Origin of the sequence: Methylocystis sp. MJC1 (assembly GCF_026427715.1) — a bacterium.
Lineage (GTDB): Bacteria > Pseudomonadota > Alphaproteobacteria > Rhizobiales > Beijerinckiaceae > Methylocystis.
The window spans coordinates 1,064,399-1,080,234 of record NZ_CP107558.1 but is presented as its reverse complement, the minus strand read 5'-3'; the positions used below and the strand labels follow the sequence as shown (position 1 = coordinate 1,080,234).

General features: G+C 68.5%; 1 protein-coding gene. It reads right to left on the bottom strand.

Annotated features, from left to right (window positions below; all coding sequences use genetic code 11):
- Positions 1 to 46 precede the first annotated feature (46 nt).
- Positions 47 to 15,451 carry a hypothetical protein gene (locus tag OGR47_RS05205; protein ID WP_216697888.1) on the bottom strand — a complete coding sequence of 5,135 codons (15,405 nt, stop codon included), beginning with the start codon at positions 15,449 to 15,451 and terminating at the stop codon, positions 47 to 49.
- Positions 15,452 to 15,836: the final 385 nt, after the last annotated feature.

The window sequence follows — 15,836 nt, the reverse complement described above, 5'->3', positions numbered from 1 at the left end:
CGGCGCGCGATCGCGCCAGCATTGTCGAGAATTCAGGCGATCCTGATCAGAATCCGCGATCGCGCAGGGTCGGGCGAACGATGTCGAAGCTCATCGTGTTCTTGTGGCACTCCTCGCACGAGGCCATTGTTACGATGTGCTTCAAAGACTTTCCGGTCGCATCCCGACCGTTATGACAGCTGATGCAAGGAGCCGTGACGCCCGCGTGATCGAAGCGCGCGCCCCCAAACGTCTTGATGCTCTTGTGGCACGTATCGCAGGCCGCCGAGGTTGGAACATGTTTCGCAGGCTTGCCCGGCGCGTCCAGACCGTTATGGCAGCTGGCGCAAGGCGCCGCCACGACTCCGTGATCAAACCGCGCGCCGCCGAATGTCTTCGTGCTCTTGTGGCACGTATCGCAGGCCGCCGAGGTTGGAACATGTTTCGCAGGCTTGCCCGGCGCGTCCAGACCGTTATGGCAGCTGGCGCAAGGCGCCGCCACGGCTCCGTGATCAAACCGCGCGCCGCCGAATGTCTTCGTGCTCTTGTGGCACGTATCGCAGGCCGCCGTCGTAAGAACATGTTTCGCGGGCTTGCCCGGCGCATCCGTGCCGTTATGGCAGCTGGCGCAAGGCGCCGCCACGGCTCCGTGATCAAACCGCGCGCCGCCGAATGTCTTCGTGCTCTTGTGGCACGTATCGCAGGCCGCCATCGTAAGAACATGTTTCGCGGGCTTGCCCGGCGCGTCCTTGCCGTTATGGCAGTTGGCGCATGGCGCCGCCGCGACTGCGTGATCGAACCGCGCGCCGCCGAACGTTTTCGTGCTCTTGTGGCACGTATCGCAGGCCGCGATCGTAAGGACATGTTTCGCGGGCTTGCCCGGCGCATCCGTGCCGTTATGGCAACTTGCGCATGGCGCCGCCGCAGCTCCGTGATCAAACCGCGCGCCGCCGAATGTTTTCGTGCTCTTGTGACACGTATCGCAGGCCGCCATCGTAAGGACATGTTTCGCGGGCTTGCCCGGCGCATCCGTGCCGTTATGGCAACTTGCGCATGGCGCCGCCGCGGCTCCGTGATCAAACCGCGCGCCGCCGAATGTCTTCGTGCTCTTGTGGCACGTATCGCAGGCCGCCGATGTCGGAACATGTTTCGCCGGCTTGCCCGGCGCATCCCTGCCATTATGGCAGCTGGCGCATGGCGCCGCCACGGCTCCGTGATCAAACCGCGCGCCGCCGAATGTCTTCGTGCTCTTGTGGCACGTATCGCAGGCCGCCGATGTCGGAACATGTTTCGCCGGCTTGCCCGGCGCATCCCTGCCATTATGGCAACTTGCGCATGGCGCCGCCACGGCTCCGTGATCAAACCGCGCGCCGCCGAATGTCTTCGTGCTCTTGTGGCACGTATCGCAGGCCGCCGATGTCGGAACATGTTTCGCGGGCTTGCCCGGCGCATCCTTGCCGTTATGGCAGCTTGCGCATGGCGCCGCCGCGGCTCCGTGATCAAACCGCGCGCCGCCGAATGTTTTCGTGCTCTTGTGGCACGTATCGCAGGCCGCCGTCGTCGAAACGTGGTTAGCGGATTTGCCCTGCGCATCCCGACCGTTGTGGCAACTTGAACATGGCGCCGCCACGGCCATGTGCTCGAAGTGTGCGCCGCCGAATGACTTGGTGCTCTTGTGACAGGTTTCACATCCCGCGGTCGTCACAATGTGCTTTGCGGGCTTCGCCTGAGCGTCTCGTCCATTGTGACAGTTCGCGCAAGGCGCCGCGATAAGACTGTGTTCGAAGCGGGCGCCGTGGAATGTCTGCGTGGTCTTGTGACAGGCGTCACAAGCCGCGGAGGTGGGAACATGTATCGGCGGCTTGCCAAGCGCCTCTCTTCCGTTGTGGCAGCGCGCGCATGGTCCGATTGCGGTCAGATGGTCGAATTTGACTCCAACCGGGCCTGTCTGACGGCCGGCGATCACTGATCCGAAGTTCCCGTTCCCCCTCGGAGGGACGCCCAAAGCCGGAGCAACAGCTGAGGCGGCCGGCGGAGCAAGCCCGACGCCAAGGATCGGCGCCCCAATGCTCGGACGCAGAGGCGCCGGCTGTACCACGCTATCGGCAGACAAACCGGGTCGACCAACTGGCCCAGCTGCGTTACCAGTCAGGGCCCTCAACACCGATCGAAGAGCCGGCGAAACCGCGGGCGCCGCGGGAGAAGCCGCCCCTGTGGTCGTCGTTGTGCACGTTCCCGCGCTCCGCTTCGGATTCTCCCAGCTGTTCGTCGAATGGCAGCAACCGCAATCCGCGGTGGTTTTCGGATGGTCGCTCGGTTTACCCCGGGCCCCCTGGCTTGTGAAAGACCCGTTGTGGCAGCTGTCACAGCGGATCGACGTCACGGACCCGTGATTCATATTCGCCGTTTGGAAGCTCGACGCCGTATTGCTGTGGCAGTTCGAGCACTGCACGCCGGCGACCGGGATGTGCGGCGGCGTCGTCTGGCCGGTCGCCGTCGTCCCATTGTGGCAGGACGAACAGTTGGTGTCCGACGCCTGGTGCTGATAGACGCCGCCCGCCCAGCTCGTGAAGGTCGTCGCGGCCGTGGCGTGGCAGCTCTTGCAGTCGCGGCCGGCGACGGCGACGTGGCCGGGATAGGACGCCGTGCCCTGCGCCCCCTTCGTTCCCTCGCCGACATAGGAGCCGTTGTGGCAGCTGTCGCAGCGCGCCGCGCTCACCGCCGCATGGCTCATCGTATAGGTCTTGAAGCTCGACGCCGTGTTGCTGTGGCAGTTCGAGCACTGCACGCCGGCGACCGGGATGTGCGGCGGCGTCGTCTGCCCGGTCGCCGTCGTGCCATTGTGGCAGGAGGCGCAGTTGGTGTCGGACGCCTGGTGCTGATAGACGCCGCCCGCCCAGCTCGTGAAGGTCGTCGCGGCCGTGGCGTGGCAGCTCTTGCAGTCGCGGCCGGCGACGGCGACGTGGCCGGGATAGGACGCCGTGCCCTGCGCCCCCTTCGTTCCCTCGCCGACATAGGAGCCGTTGTGGCAGCTGTCGCAGCGCGCCGCGCTCACCGCCGCATGGCTCATCGTATAGGTCTTGAAGCTCGACGCCGTGTTGCTGTGGCAGTTCGAGCACTGCACGCCGGCGACCGGGATGTGCGGCGGCGTCGTCTGCCCGGTCGCCGTCGTGCCATTGTGGCAGGAGGCGCAGTTGGTGTCGGACGCCTGGTGCTGATAGACGCCGCCCGCCCAGCTCGTGAAGGTCGTCGCGGCCGTGGCGTGGCAGCTCTTGCAGTCGCGCCCGGCGACGGCGACGTGGCCGGGATAGGACGCCGTGCCCTGCGCCCCCTTCGTTCCCTCGCCGACATAGGAGCCGTTGTGGCAGCTGTCGCAGCGCGCCGCGCTCACCGCCGCATGGCTCATCGTATAGGTCTTGAAGCTCGACGCCGTATTGCTGTGGCAGTTCGAGCACTGCACGCCGGCGACCGGGATGTGCGGCGGCGTCGTCTGCCCGGTCGCCGTCGTGCCGTTGTGGCAGGACGAACAATTGGTGTCCGACGCCTGGTGCTGATAGACGCCGCCCGCCCAGCTCGTGAAGGTCGTCGCGGCCGTGGCGTGGCAGCTCTTGCAGTCGCGCCCGGCGACGGCGACGTGGCCGGGATAGGACGCCGTGCCCTGCGCCCCCTTCGTTCCCTCGCCCGTGTAGGAGCCGTTGTGGCAGCTGTCGCAGCGCGCCGCGCTCACCGCCGCATGGCTCATCGTATAGGTCTTGAAGCTCGACGCCGTGTTGCTGTGGCAGTTCGAGCACTGCACGCCGGCGACCGGGATGTGCGGCGGCGTCGTCTGGCCGGTCGCCGTCGTGCCGTTGTGGCAGGACGCGCAGTTGGTGTCCGACGCCTGGTGCTGATAGACGCCGCCCGCCCAGCTCGTGAAGGTCGTCGCGGCCGTGGCGTGGCAGCTCTTGCAGTCGCGGCCGGCGACGGCGACGTGGCCGGGATAGGAAGCCGTGCCCTGCGCCCCCTTCGTTCCCTCGCCCGTGTAGGAGCCGTTGTGGCAGCTGTCGCAGCGCGCCGCGCTCACCGCCGCATGGCTCATCGTATAGGTCTTGAAGCTCGACGCCGTATTGCTGTGGCAGTTCGAGCACTGCACGCCGGCCGCCGGGATGTGCGGCGGCGTCGTCTGGCCGGTCGCCGTCGTCCCGTTGTGGCAGGACGAACAATTGGTGTCCGACGCCTGGTGCTGATAGACGCCGCCCGCCCAGCTCGTGAAGGTCGTCGCGGCCGTGGCGTGGCAGCTCTTGCAGTCGCGGCCGGCGACGGCGACGTGGCCGGGATAGGACGCCGTGCCCTGCGCCCCCTTCGTTCCCTCGCCGACATAGGAGCCGTTGTGGCAGCTGTCGCAGCGCGCCGCGCTCACCGCCGCATGGCTCATCGTATAGGTCTTGAAGCTCGACGCCGTATTGCTGTGGCAGTTCGAGCACTGCACGCCCGCCGCCGGGATGTGCGGCGGCGTCGTCTGGCCGGTCGCCGTCGTCCCGTTGTGGCAGGAGGCGCAGTTGGTGTCGGACGCCTGGTGCTGATAGACGCCGCCCGCCCAGCTCGTGAAGGTCGTCGCGGCCGTGGCGTGGCAGCTCTTGCAGTCGCGCCCGGCGACGGCGACGTGGCCGGGATAGGAAGCCGTGCCCTGCGCCCCCTTCGTTCCCTCGCCGACATAGGAGCCGTTGTGGCAGCTGTCGCAGCGCGCCGCGCTCACCGCCGCATGGCTCATCGTATAGGTCTTGAAGCTCGACGCCGTATTGCTGTGGCAGTTCGAGCACTGCACGCCGGCGACCGGGATGTGCGGCGGCGTCGTCTGCCCGGTCGCCGTCGTGCCGTTGTGGCAGGACGCGCAGTTGGTGTCGGACGCCTGGTGCTGATAGACGCCGCCCGCCCAGCTCGTGAAGGTCGTCGCGGCCGTGGCGTGGCAGCTCTTGCAGTCGCGGCCGGCGACGGCGACGTGGCCGGGATAGGACGCCGTGCCCTGCGCCCCCTTCGTTCCCTCGCCGACATAGGACCCGTTGTGGCAGCTGTCGCAGCGCGCCGCGCTCACCGCCGCATGGCTCATCGTATAGGTCTTGAAGCTCGACGCCGTGTTGCTGTGGCAGTTCGAGCACTGCACGCCGGCGACCGGGATGTGCGGCGGCGTCGTCTGGCCGGTCGCCGTCGTGCCGTTGTGGCAGGACGCGCAGTTGGTGTCCGACGCCTGGTGCTGATAGACGCCGCCCGCCCAGCTCGTGAAGGTCGTCGCGGCCGTGGCGTGGCAGCTCTTGCAGTCGCGGCCGGCGACGGCGACGTGGCCGGGATAGGACGCCGTGCCCTGCGCCCCCTTCGTTCCCTCGCCGACATAGGAGCCGTTGTGGCAGCTGTCGCAGCGCGCCGCGCTCACCGCCGCATGGCTCATCGTATAGGTCTTGAAGCTCGACGCCGTGTTGCTGTGGCAGTTCGAGCACTGCACGCCCGCCGCCGGGATGTGCGGCGGCGTCGTCTGGCCGGTCGCCGTCGTGCCATTGTGGCAGGACGAACAATTGGTGTCCGACGCCTGGTGCTGATAGACGCCGCCCGCCCAGCTCGTGAAGGTCGTCGCGGCCGTGGCGTGGCAGCTCTTGCAGTCGCGGCCGGCGACGGCGACGTGGCCGGGATAGGACGCCGTGCCCTGCGCCCCCTTCGTTCCCTCGCCCGTGTAGGAGCCGTTGTGGCAGCTGTCGCAGCGCGCCGCGCTCACCGCCGCATGGCTCATCGTATAGGTCTTGAAGCTCGACGCCGTGTTGCTGTGGCAGTTCGAGCACTGCACGCCGGCCGCCGGGATGTGCGGCGGCGTCGTCTGCCCGGTCGCCGTCGTGCCGTTGTGGCAGGACGCGCAGTTGGTGTCGGACGCCTGGTGCTGATAGACGCCGCCCGCCCAGCTCGTGAAGGTCGTCGCGGCCGTGGCGTGGCAGCTCTTGCAGTCGCGGCCGGCGACGGCGACGTGGCCAGGATAGGAAGCCGTGCCCTGCGCCCCCTTCGTTCCCTCGCCGACATAGGAGCCGTTGTGGCAGCTGTCGCAGCGCGCCGCGCTCACCGCCGCATGGCTCATCGTATAGGTCTTGAAGCTCGACGCCGTGTTGCTGTGGCAGTTCGAGCACTGCACGCCCGCCGCCGGGATGTGCGGCGGCGTCGTCTGGCCGGTCGCCGTCGTGCCATTGTGGCAGGACGAACAATTGGTGTCCGACGCCTGGTGCTGATAGACGCCGCCCGCCCAGCTCGTGAAGGTCGTCGCGGCCGTGGCGTGGCAGCTCTTGCAGTCGCGGCCGGCGACGGCGACGTGGCCAGGATAGGAAGCCGTGCCCTGCGCCCCCTTCGTTCCCTCGCCGACATAGGAGCCGTTGTGGCAGCTGTCGCAGCGCGCCGCGCTCACCGCCGCATGGCTCATCGTATAGGTCTTGAAGCTCGACGCCGTGTTGCTGTGGCAGTTCGAGCACTGCACGCCCGCCGCCGGGATGTGCGGCGGCGTCGTCTGGCCGGTCGCCGTCGTGCCATTGTGGCAGGACGAACAATTGGTGTCCGACGCCTGGTGCTGATAGACGCCGCCCGCCCAGCTCGTGAAGGTCGTCGCGGCCGTGGCGTGGCAGCTCTTGCAGTCGCGCCCGGCGACGGCGACGTGGCCGGGATAGGAAGCCGTGCCCTGCGCCCCCTTCGTTCCCTCGCCCGTGTAGGAGCCGTTGTGGCAGCTGTCGCAGCGCGCCGCGCTCACCGCCGCATGGCTCATCGTATAGGTCTTGAAGCTCGACGCCGTATTGCTGTGGCAGTTCGAGCACTGCACGCCCGCCGCCGGGATGTGCGGCGGCGTCGTCTGGCCGGTCGCCGTCGTCCCGTTGTGGCAGGAGGCGCAGTTGGTGTCGGACGCCTGGTGCTGATAGACGCCGCCCGCCCAGCTCGTGAAGGTCGTCGCGGCCGTGGCGTGGCAGCTCTTGCAGTCGCGGCCGGCGACGGCGACGTGGCCGGGATAGGACGCCGTGCCCTGCGCCCCCTTCGTTCCCTCGCCGACATAGGAGCCGTTGTGGCAGCTGTCGCAGCGCGCCGCGCTCACCGCCGCATGGCTCATCGTATAGGTCTTGAAGCTCGACGCCGTATTGCTGTGGCAGTTCGAGCACTGCACGCCGGCGACCGGGATGTGCGGCGGCGTCGTCTGCCCGGTCGCCGTCGTGCCGTTGTGGCAGGACGAACAATTGGTGTCCGACGCCTGGTGCTGATAGACGCCGCCCGCCCAGCTCGTGAAGGTCGTCGCGGCCGTGGCGTGGCAGCTCTTGCAGTCGCGGCCGGCGACGGCGACGTGGCCAGGATAGGACGCCGTGCCCTGCGCCCCCTTCGTTCCCTCGCCGACATAGGAGCCGTTGTGGCAGCTGTCGCAGCGCGCCGCGCTCACCGCCGCATGGCTCATCGTATAGGTCTTGAAGCTCGACGCCGTATTGCTGTGGCAGTTCGAGCACTGCACGCCGGCGACCGGGATGTGCGGCGGCGTCGTCTGGCCGGTCGCCGTCGTCCCATTGTGGCAGGACGAACAGTTGGTGTCCGACGCCTGGTGCTGATAGACGCCGCCCGCCCAGCTCGTGAAGGTCGTCGCCGCGTTCGCGTGGCAGCTCTTGCAGTCGCGGCCGGCGACGGCGACGTGGCCGGGATAGGACGCCGTGCCCTGCGCCCCCTTCGTTCCCTCGCCGACATAGGAGCCGTTGTGGCAGCTGTCGCAGCGCGCCGCGCTCACCGCCGCATGGCTCATCGTATAGGTCTTGAAGCTCGACGCCGTGTTGCTGTGGCAGTTCGAGCACTGCACGCCGGCGACCGGGATGTGCGGCGGCGTCGTCTGGCCGGTCGCCGTCGTCCCATTGTGGCAGGACGAACAGTTGGTGTCCGACGCCTGGTGCTGATAGACGCCGCCCGCCCAGCTCGTGAAGGTCGTCGCGGCCGTGGCGTGGCAGCTCTTGCAGTCGCGGCCAGCGACGGCGACGTGGCCGGGATAGGACGCCGTGCCCTGCGCCCCCTTCGTTCCCTCGCCGACATAGGAGCCGTTGTGGCAGCTGTCGCAGCGCGCCGCGCTCACCGCCGCATGGCTCATCGTATAGGTCTTGAAGCTCGACGCCGTATTGCTGTGGCAGTTCGAGCACTGCACGCCGGCCGCCGGGATGTGCGGCGGCGTCGTCTGGCCGGTCGCCGTCGTCCCATTGTGGCAGGACGAACAGTTGGTGTCCGACGCCTGGTGCTGATAGACGCCGCCCGCCCAGCTCGTGAAGGTCGTCGCCGCGTTCGCGTGGCAGCTCTTGCAGTCGCGGCCGGCGACGGCGACGTGGCCGGGATAGGACGCCGTGCCCTGCGCCCCCTTCGTTCCCTCGCCGACATAGGAGCCGTTGTGGCAGCTGTCGCAGCGCGCCGCGCTCACCGCCGCATGGCTCATCGTATAGGTCTTGAAGCTCGACGCCGTGTTGCTGTGGCAGTTCGAGCACTGCACGCCCGCCGCCGGGATGTGCGGCGGCGTCGTCTGGCCGGTCGCCGTCGTCCCATTGTGGCAGGACGAACAGTTGGTGTCCGACGCCTGGTGCTGATAGACGCCGCCCGCCCAGCTCGTGAAGGTCGTCGCCGCGTTCGCGTGGCAGCTCTTGCAGTCGCGGCCGGCGACGGCGACGTGGCCGGGATAGGACGCCGTGCCCTGCGCCCCCTTCGTTCCCTCGCCGACATAGGAGCCGTTGTGGCAGCTGTCGCAGCGCGCCGCGCTCACCGCCGCATGGCTCATCGTATAGGTCTTGAAGCTCGACGCCGTATTGCTGTGGCAGTTCGAGCACTGCACGCCGGCCGCCGGGATGTGCGGCGGCGTCGTCTGGCCGGTCGCCGTCGTCCCATTGTGGCAGGACGAACAGTTGGTGTCCGACGCCTGGTGCTGATAGACGCCGCCCGCCCAGCTCGTGAAGGTCGTCGCCGCGTTCGCGTGGCAGCTCTTGCAGTCGCGGCCGGCGACGGCGACGTGGCCGGGATAGGACGCCGTGCCCTGCGCCCCCTTCGTTCCCTCGCCGACATAGGAGCCGTTGTGGCAGCTGTCGCAGCGCGCCGCGCTCACCGCCGCATGGCTCATCGTATAGGTCTTGAAGCTCGACGCCGTATTGCTGTGGCAGTTCGAGCACTGCACGCCGGCCGCCGGGATGTGCGGCGGCGTCGTCTGGCCGGTCGCCGTCGTCCCGTTGTGGCAGGAGGCGCAGTTGGTGTCGGACGCCTGGTGCTGATAGACGCCGCCCGCCCAGCTCGTGAAGGTCGTCGCGGCCGTGGCGTGGCAGCTCTTGCAGTCGCGGCCGGCGACGGCGACGTGGCCGGGATAGGACGCCGTGCCCTGCGCCCCCTTCGTTCCCTCGCCGACATAGGAGCCGTTGTGGCAGCTGTCGCAGCGCGCCGCGCTCACCGCCGCATGGCTCATCGTATAGGTCTTGAAGCTCGACGCCGTATTGCTGTGGCAGTTCGAGCACTGCACGCCGGCCGCCGGGATGTGCGGCGGCGTCGTCTGGCCGGTCGCCGTCGTCCCATTGTGGCAGGACGAACAGTTGGTGTCCGACGCCTGGTGCTGATAGACGCCGCCCGCCCAGCTCGTGAAGGTCGTCGCGGCCGTGGCGTGGCAGCTCTTGCAGTCGCGGCCGGCGACGGCGACGTGGCCGGGATAGGACGCCGTGCCCTGCGCCCCCTTCGTTCCCTCGCCGACATAGGAGCCGTTGTGGCAGCTGTCGCAGCGCGCCGCGCTCACCGCCGCATGGCTCATCGTATAGGTCTTGAAGCTCGACGCCGTATTGCTGTGGCAGTTCGAGCACTGCACGCCGGCCGCCGGGATGTGCGGCGGCGTCGTCTGGCCGGTCGCCGTCGTGCCATTGTGGCAGGACGCGCAGTTGGTGTCCGACGCCTGGTGCTGATAGACGCCGCCCGCCCAGCTCGTGAAGGTCGTCGCCGCGTTCGCGTGGCAGCTCTTGCAGTCGCGGCCGGCGACGGCGACGTGGCCGGGATAGGACGCCGTGCCCTGCGCCCCCTTCGTTCCCTCGCCGACATAGGAGCCGTTGTGGCAGCTGTCGCAGCGCGCCGCGCTCACCGCCGCATGGCTCATCGTATAGGTCTTGAAGCTCGACGCCGTGTTGCTGTGGCAGTTCGAGCACTGCACGCCCGCCGCCGGGATGTGCGGCGGCGTCGTCTGGCCGGTCGCCGTCGTGCCATTGTGGCAGGACGAACAATTGGTGTCCGACGCCTGGTGCTGATAGACGCCGCCCGCCCAGCTCGTGAAGGTCGTCGCGGCCGTGGCGTGGCAGCTCTTGCAGTCGCGGCCGGCGACGGCGACGTGGCCGGGATAGGACGCCGTGCCCTGCGCCCCCTTCGTTCCCTCGCCCGTGTAGGAGCCGTTGTGGCAGCTGTCGCAGCGCGCCGCGCTCACCGCCGCATGGCTCATCGTATAGGTCTTGAAGCTCGACGCCGTGTTGCTGTGGCAGTTCGAGCACTGCACGCCGGCCGCCGGGATGTGCGGCGGCGTCGTCTGCCCGGTCGCCGTCGTCCCGTTGTGGCAGGACGCGCAGTTGGTGTCGGACGCCTGGTGCTGATAGACGCCGCCCGCCCAGCTCGTGAAGGTCGTCGCGGCCGTGGCGTGGCAGCTCTTGCAGTCGCGGCCGGCGACGGCGACGTGGCCGGGATAGGACGCCGTGCCCTGCGCCCCCTTCGTTCCCTCGCCGACATAGGAGCCGTTGTGGCAGCTGTCGCAGCGCGCCGCGCTCACCGCCGCATGGCTCATCGTATAGGTCTTGAAGCTCGACGCCGTGTTGCTGTGGCAGTTCGAGCACTGCACGCCCGCCGCCGGGATGTGCGGCGGCGTCGTCTGGCCGGTCGCCGTCGTGCCATTGTGGCAGGACGAACAATTGGTGTCCGACGCCTGGTGCTGATAGACGCCGCCCGCCCAGCTCGTGAAGGTCGTCGCGGCCGTGGCGTGGCAGCTCTTGCAGTCGCGGCCGGCGACGGCGACGTGGCCGGGATAGGACGCCGTGCCCTGCGCCCCCTTCGTTCCCTCGCCCGTGTAGGAGCCGTTGTGGCAGCTGTCGCAGCGCGCCGCGCTCACCGCCGCATGGCTCATCGTATAGGTCTTGAAGCTCGACGCCGTGTTGCTGTGGCAGTTCGAGCACTGCACGCCGGCCGCCGGGATGTGCGGCGGCGTCGTCTGCCCGGTCGCCGTCGTGCCGTTGTGGCAGGACGCGCAGTTGGTGTCGGACGCCTGGTGCTGATAGACGCCGCCCGCCCAGCTCGTGAAGGTCGTCGCGGCCGTGGCGTGGCAGCTCTTGCAGTCGCGGCCGGCGACGGCGACGTGGCCAGGATAGGAAGCCGTGCCCTGCGCCCCCTTCGTTCCCTCGCCGACATAGGAGCCGTTGTGGCAGCTGTCGCAGCGCGCCGCGCTCACCGCCGCATGGCTCATCGTATAGGTCTTGAAGCTCGACGCCGTGTTGCTGTGGCAGTTCGAGCACTGCACGCCCGCCGCCGGGATGTGCGGCGGCGTCGTCTGGCCGGTCGCCGTCGTGCCATTGTGGCAGGACGAACAATTGGTGTCCGACGCCTGGTGCTGATAGACGCCGCCCGCCCAGCTCGTGAAGGTCGTCGCGGCCGTGGCGTGGCAGCTCTTGCAGTCGCGGCCGGCGACGGCGACGTGGCCAGGATAGGAAGCCGTGCCCTGCGCCCCCTTCGTTCCCTCGCCGACATAGGAGCCGTTGTGGCAGCTGTCGCAGCGCGCCGCGCTCACCGCCGCATGGCTCATCGTATAGGTCTTGAAGCTCGACGCCGTGTTGCTGTGGCAGTTCGAGCACTGCACGCCCGCCGCCGGGATGTGCGGCGGCGTCGTCTGGCCGGTCGCCGTCGTGCCATTGTGGCAGGACGAACAATTGGTGTCCGACGCCTGGTGCTGATAGACGCCGCCCGCCCAGCTCGTGAAGGTCGTCGCGGCCGTGGCGTGGCAGCTCTTGCAGTCGCGCCCGGCGACGGCGACGTGGCCGGGATAGGAAGCCGTGCCCTGCGCCCCCTTCGTTCCCTCGCCCGTGTAGGAGCCGTTGTGGCAGCTGTCGCAGCGCGCCGCGCTCACCGCCGCATGGCTCATCGTATAGGTCTTGAAGCTCGACGCCGTATTGCTGTGGCAGTTCGAGCACTGCACGCCCGCCGCCGGGATGTGCGGCGGCGTCGTCTGGCCGGTCGCCGTCGTCCCGTTGTGGCAGGAGGCGCAGTTGGTGTCGGACGCCTGGTGCTGATAGACGCCGCCCGCCCAGCTCGTGAAGGTCGTCGCGGCCGTGGCGTGGCAGCTCTTGCAGTCGCGGCCGGCGACGGCGACGTGGCCGGGATAGGACGCCGTGCCCTGCGCCCCCTTCGTTCCCTCGCCGACATAGGAGCCGTTGTGGCAGCTGTCGCAGCGCGCCGCGCTCACCGCCGCATGGCTCATCGTATAGGTCTTGAAGCTCGACGCCGTATTGCTGTGGCAGTTCGAGCACTGCACGCCCGCCGCCGGGATGTGCGGCGGCGTCGTCTGCCCGGTCGCCGTCGTGCCGTTGTGGCAGGACGCGCAGTTGGTGTCGGACGCCTGGTGCTGATAGACGCCGCCCGCCCAGCTCGTGAAGGTCGTCGCGGCCGTGGCGTGGCAGCTCTTGCAGTCGCGGCCGGCGACGGCGACGTGGCCGGGATAGGACGCCGTGCCCTGCGCCCCCTTCGTTCCCTCGCCGACATAGGAGCCGTTGTGGCAGCTGTCGCAGCGCGCCGCGCTCACCGCCGCATGGCTCATCGTATAGGTCTTGAAGCTCGACGCCGTGTTGCTGTGGCAGTTCGAGCACTGCACGCCGGCGACCGGGATGTGCGGCGGCGTCGTCTGGCCGGTCGCCGTCGTGCCGTTGTGGCAGGACGCGCAGTTGGTGTCCGACGCCTGGTGCTGATAGACGCCGCCCGCCCAGCTCGTGAAGGTCGTCGCGGCCGTGGCGTGGCAGCTCTTGCAGTCGCGGCCGGCGACGGCGACGTGGCCGGGATAGGACGCCGTGCCCTGCGCCCCCTTCGTTCCCTCGCCGACATAGGAGCCGTTGTGGCAGCTGTCGCAGCGCGCCGCGCTCACCGCCGCATGGCTCATCGTATAGGTCTTGAAGCTCGACGCCGTGTTGCTGTGGCAGTTCGAGCACTGCACGCCCGCCGCCGGGATGTGCGGCGGCGTCGTCTGGCCGGTCGCCGTCGTGCCATTGTGGCAGGACGAACAATTGGTGTCCGACGCCTGGTGCTGATAGACGCCGCCCGCCCAGCTCGTGAAGGTCGTCGCGGCCGTGGCGTGGCAGCTCTTGCAGTCGCGGCCGGCGACGGCGACGTGGCCGGGATAGGACGCCGTGCCCTGCGCCCCCTTCGTTCCCTCGCCCGTGTAGGAGCCGTTGTGGCAGCTGTCGCAGCGCGCCGCGCTCACCGCCGCATGGCTCATCGTATAGGTCTTGAAGCTCGACGCCGTGTTGCTGTGGCAGTTCGAGCACTGCACGCCGGCCGCCGGGATGTGCGGCGGCGTCGTCTGCCCGGTCGCCGTCGTGCCGTTGTGGCAGGACGCGCAGTTGGTGTCGGACGCCTGGTGCTGATAGACGCCGCCCGCCCAGCTCGTGAAGGTCGTCGCGGCCGTGGCGTGGCAGCTCTTGCAGTCGCGGCCGGCGACGGCGACGTGGCCAGGATAGGAAGCCGTGCCCTGCGCCCCCTTCGTTCCCTCGCCGACATAGGAGCCGTTGTGGCAGCTGTCGCAGCGCGCCGCGCTCACCGCCGCATGGCTCATCGTATAGGTCTTGAAGCTCGACGCCGTGTTGCTGTGGCAGTTCGAGCACTGCACGCCCGCCGCCGGGATGTGCGGCGGCGTCGTCTGGCCGGTCGCCGTCGTGCCATTGTGGCAGGACGAACAATTGGTGTCCGACGCCTGGTGCTGATAGACGCCGCCCGCCCAGCTCGTGAAGGTCGTCGCGGCCGTGGCGTGGCAGCTCTTGCAGTCGCGGCCGGCGACGGCGACGTGGCCAGGATAGGAAGCCGTGCCCTGCGCCCCCTTCGTTCCCTCGCCGACATAGGAGCCGTTGTGGCAGCTGTCGCAGCGCGCCGCGCTCACCGCCGCATGGCTCATCGTATAGGTCTTGAAGCTCGACGCCGTGTTGCTGTGGCAGTTCGAGCACTGCACGCCCGCCGCCGGGATGTGCGGCGGCGTCGTCTGGCCGGTCGCCGTCGTGCCATTGTGGCAGGACGAACAATTGGTGTCCGACGCCTGGTGCTGATAGACGCCGCCCGCCCAGCTCGTGAAGGTCGTCGCGGCCGTGGCGTGGCAGCTCTTGCAGTCGCGCCCGGCGACGGCGACGTGGCCGGGATAGGAAGCCGTGCCCTGCGCCCCCTTCGTTCCCTCGCCCGTGTAGGAGCCGTTGTGGCAGCTGTCGCAGCGCGCCGCGCTCACCGCCGCATGGCTCATCGTATAGGTCTTGAAGCTCGACGCCGTATTGCTGTGGCAGTTCGAGCACTGCACGCCCGCCGCCGGGATGTGCGGCGGCGTCGTCTGGCCGGTCGCCGTCGTCCCGTTGTGGCAGGAGGCGCAGTTGGTGTCGGACGCCTGGTGCTGATAGACGCCGCCCGCCCAGCTCGTGAAGGTCGTCGCGGCCGTGGCGTGGCAGCTCTTGCAGTCGCGGCCGGCGACGGCGACGTGGCCGGGATAGGACGCCGTGCCCTGCGCCCCCTTCGTTCCCTCGCCGACATAGGAGCCGTTGTGGCAGCTGTCGCAGCGCGCCGCGCTCACCGCCGCATGGCTCATCGTATAGGTCTTGAAGCTCGACGCCGTATTGCTGTGGCAGTTCGAGCACTGCACGCCGGCGACCGGGATGTGCGGCGGCGTCGTCTGCCCGGTCGCCGTCGTGCCGTTGTGGCAGGACGAACAATTGGTGTCCGACGCCTGGTGCTGATAGACGCCGCCCGCCCAGCTCGTGAAGGTCGTCGCGGCCGTGGCGTGGCAGCTCTTGCAGTCGCGCCCGGCGACGGCGACGTGGCCGGGATAGGACGCCGTGCCCTGCGCCCCCTTCGTTCCCTCGCCGACATAGGAGCCGTTGTGGCAGCTGTCGCAGCGCGCCGCGCTCACCGCCGCATGGCTCATCGTATAGGTCTTGAAGCTCGACGCCGTGTTGCTGTGGCAGTTCGAGCACTGCACGCCGGCGACCGGGATGTGCGGCGGCGTCGTCTGCCCGGTCGCCGTCGTCCCATTGTGGCAGGACGAACAGTTGGTGTCCGACGCCTGGTGCTGATATTTTGCTCCAGCGAACGTCACCGTGCTCTTGTGACAAACCTCACAAGGTAGGTTGGTCGCGATATGTCTCGGCGGTTTTCCGAGGGCACGCACATTATCGTGGCAGGTCGCGCAACCGCTCACGATGCCCGTGTGATCCATCTTCACGGCGACCATGAAATTCGTCGTGGTTTTGTGACAGAGTTCGCAGGGCGCGGCCGTTCGAATATGAAACGCTGGCTTGCCTCGCGCGATCTGCCCGTTATGGCAGGCCGCGCAAATAACCGACGCTTGCGTGTGATCAATCACCCGAATGTCGGTGAACAGCGTCGTTAGATGGCAGCCCTCACACTTTTCCGTTGTTGGGGGATGCGTTTTTGACTTTCCAATGGTTACGGAGCCATTGTGGCAGGCGTAGCAAAGTCGCGGCGTATTTTTGAATCGCCCGGCTATATGGCACGATTCGCAGGCAGCCTGTCCGTGGTATGAACAGCGGCGGCAAAGTGTACCACTGAACCGGCTTTGCGGGCAGCTGTGACGGCGGCGCAAAATTGTACCGGTC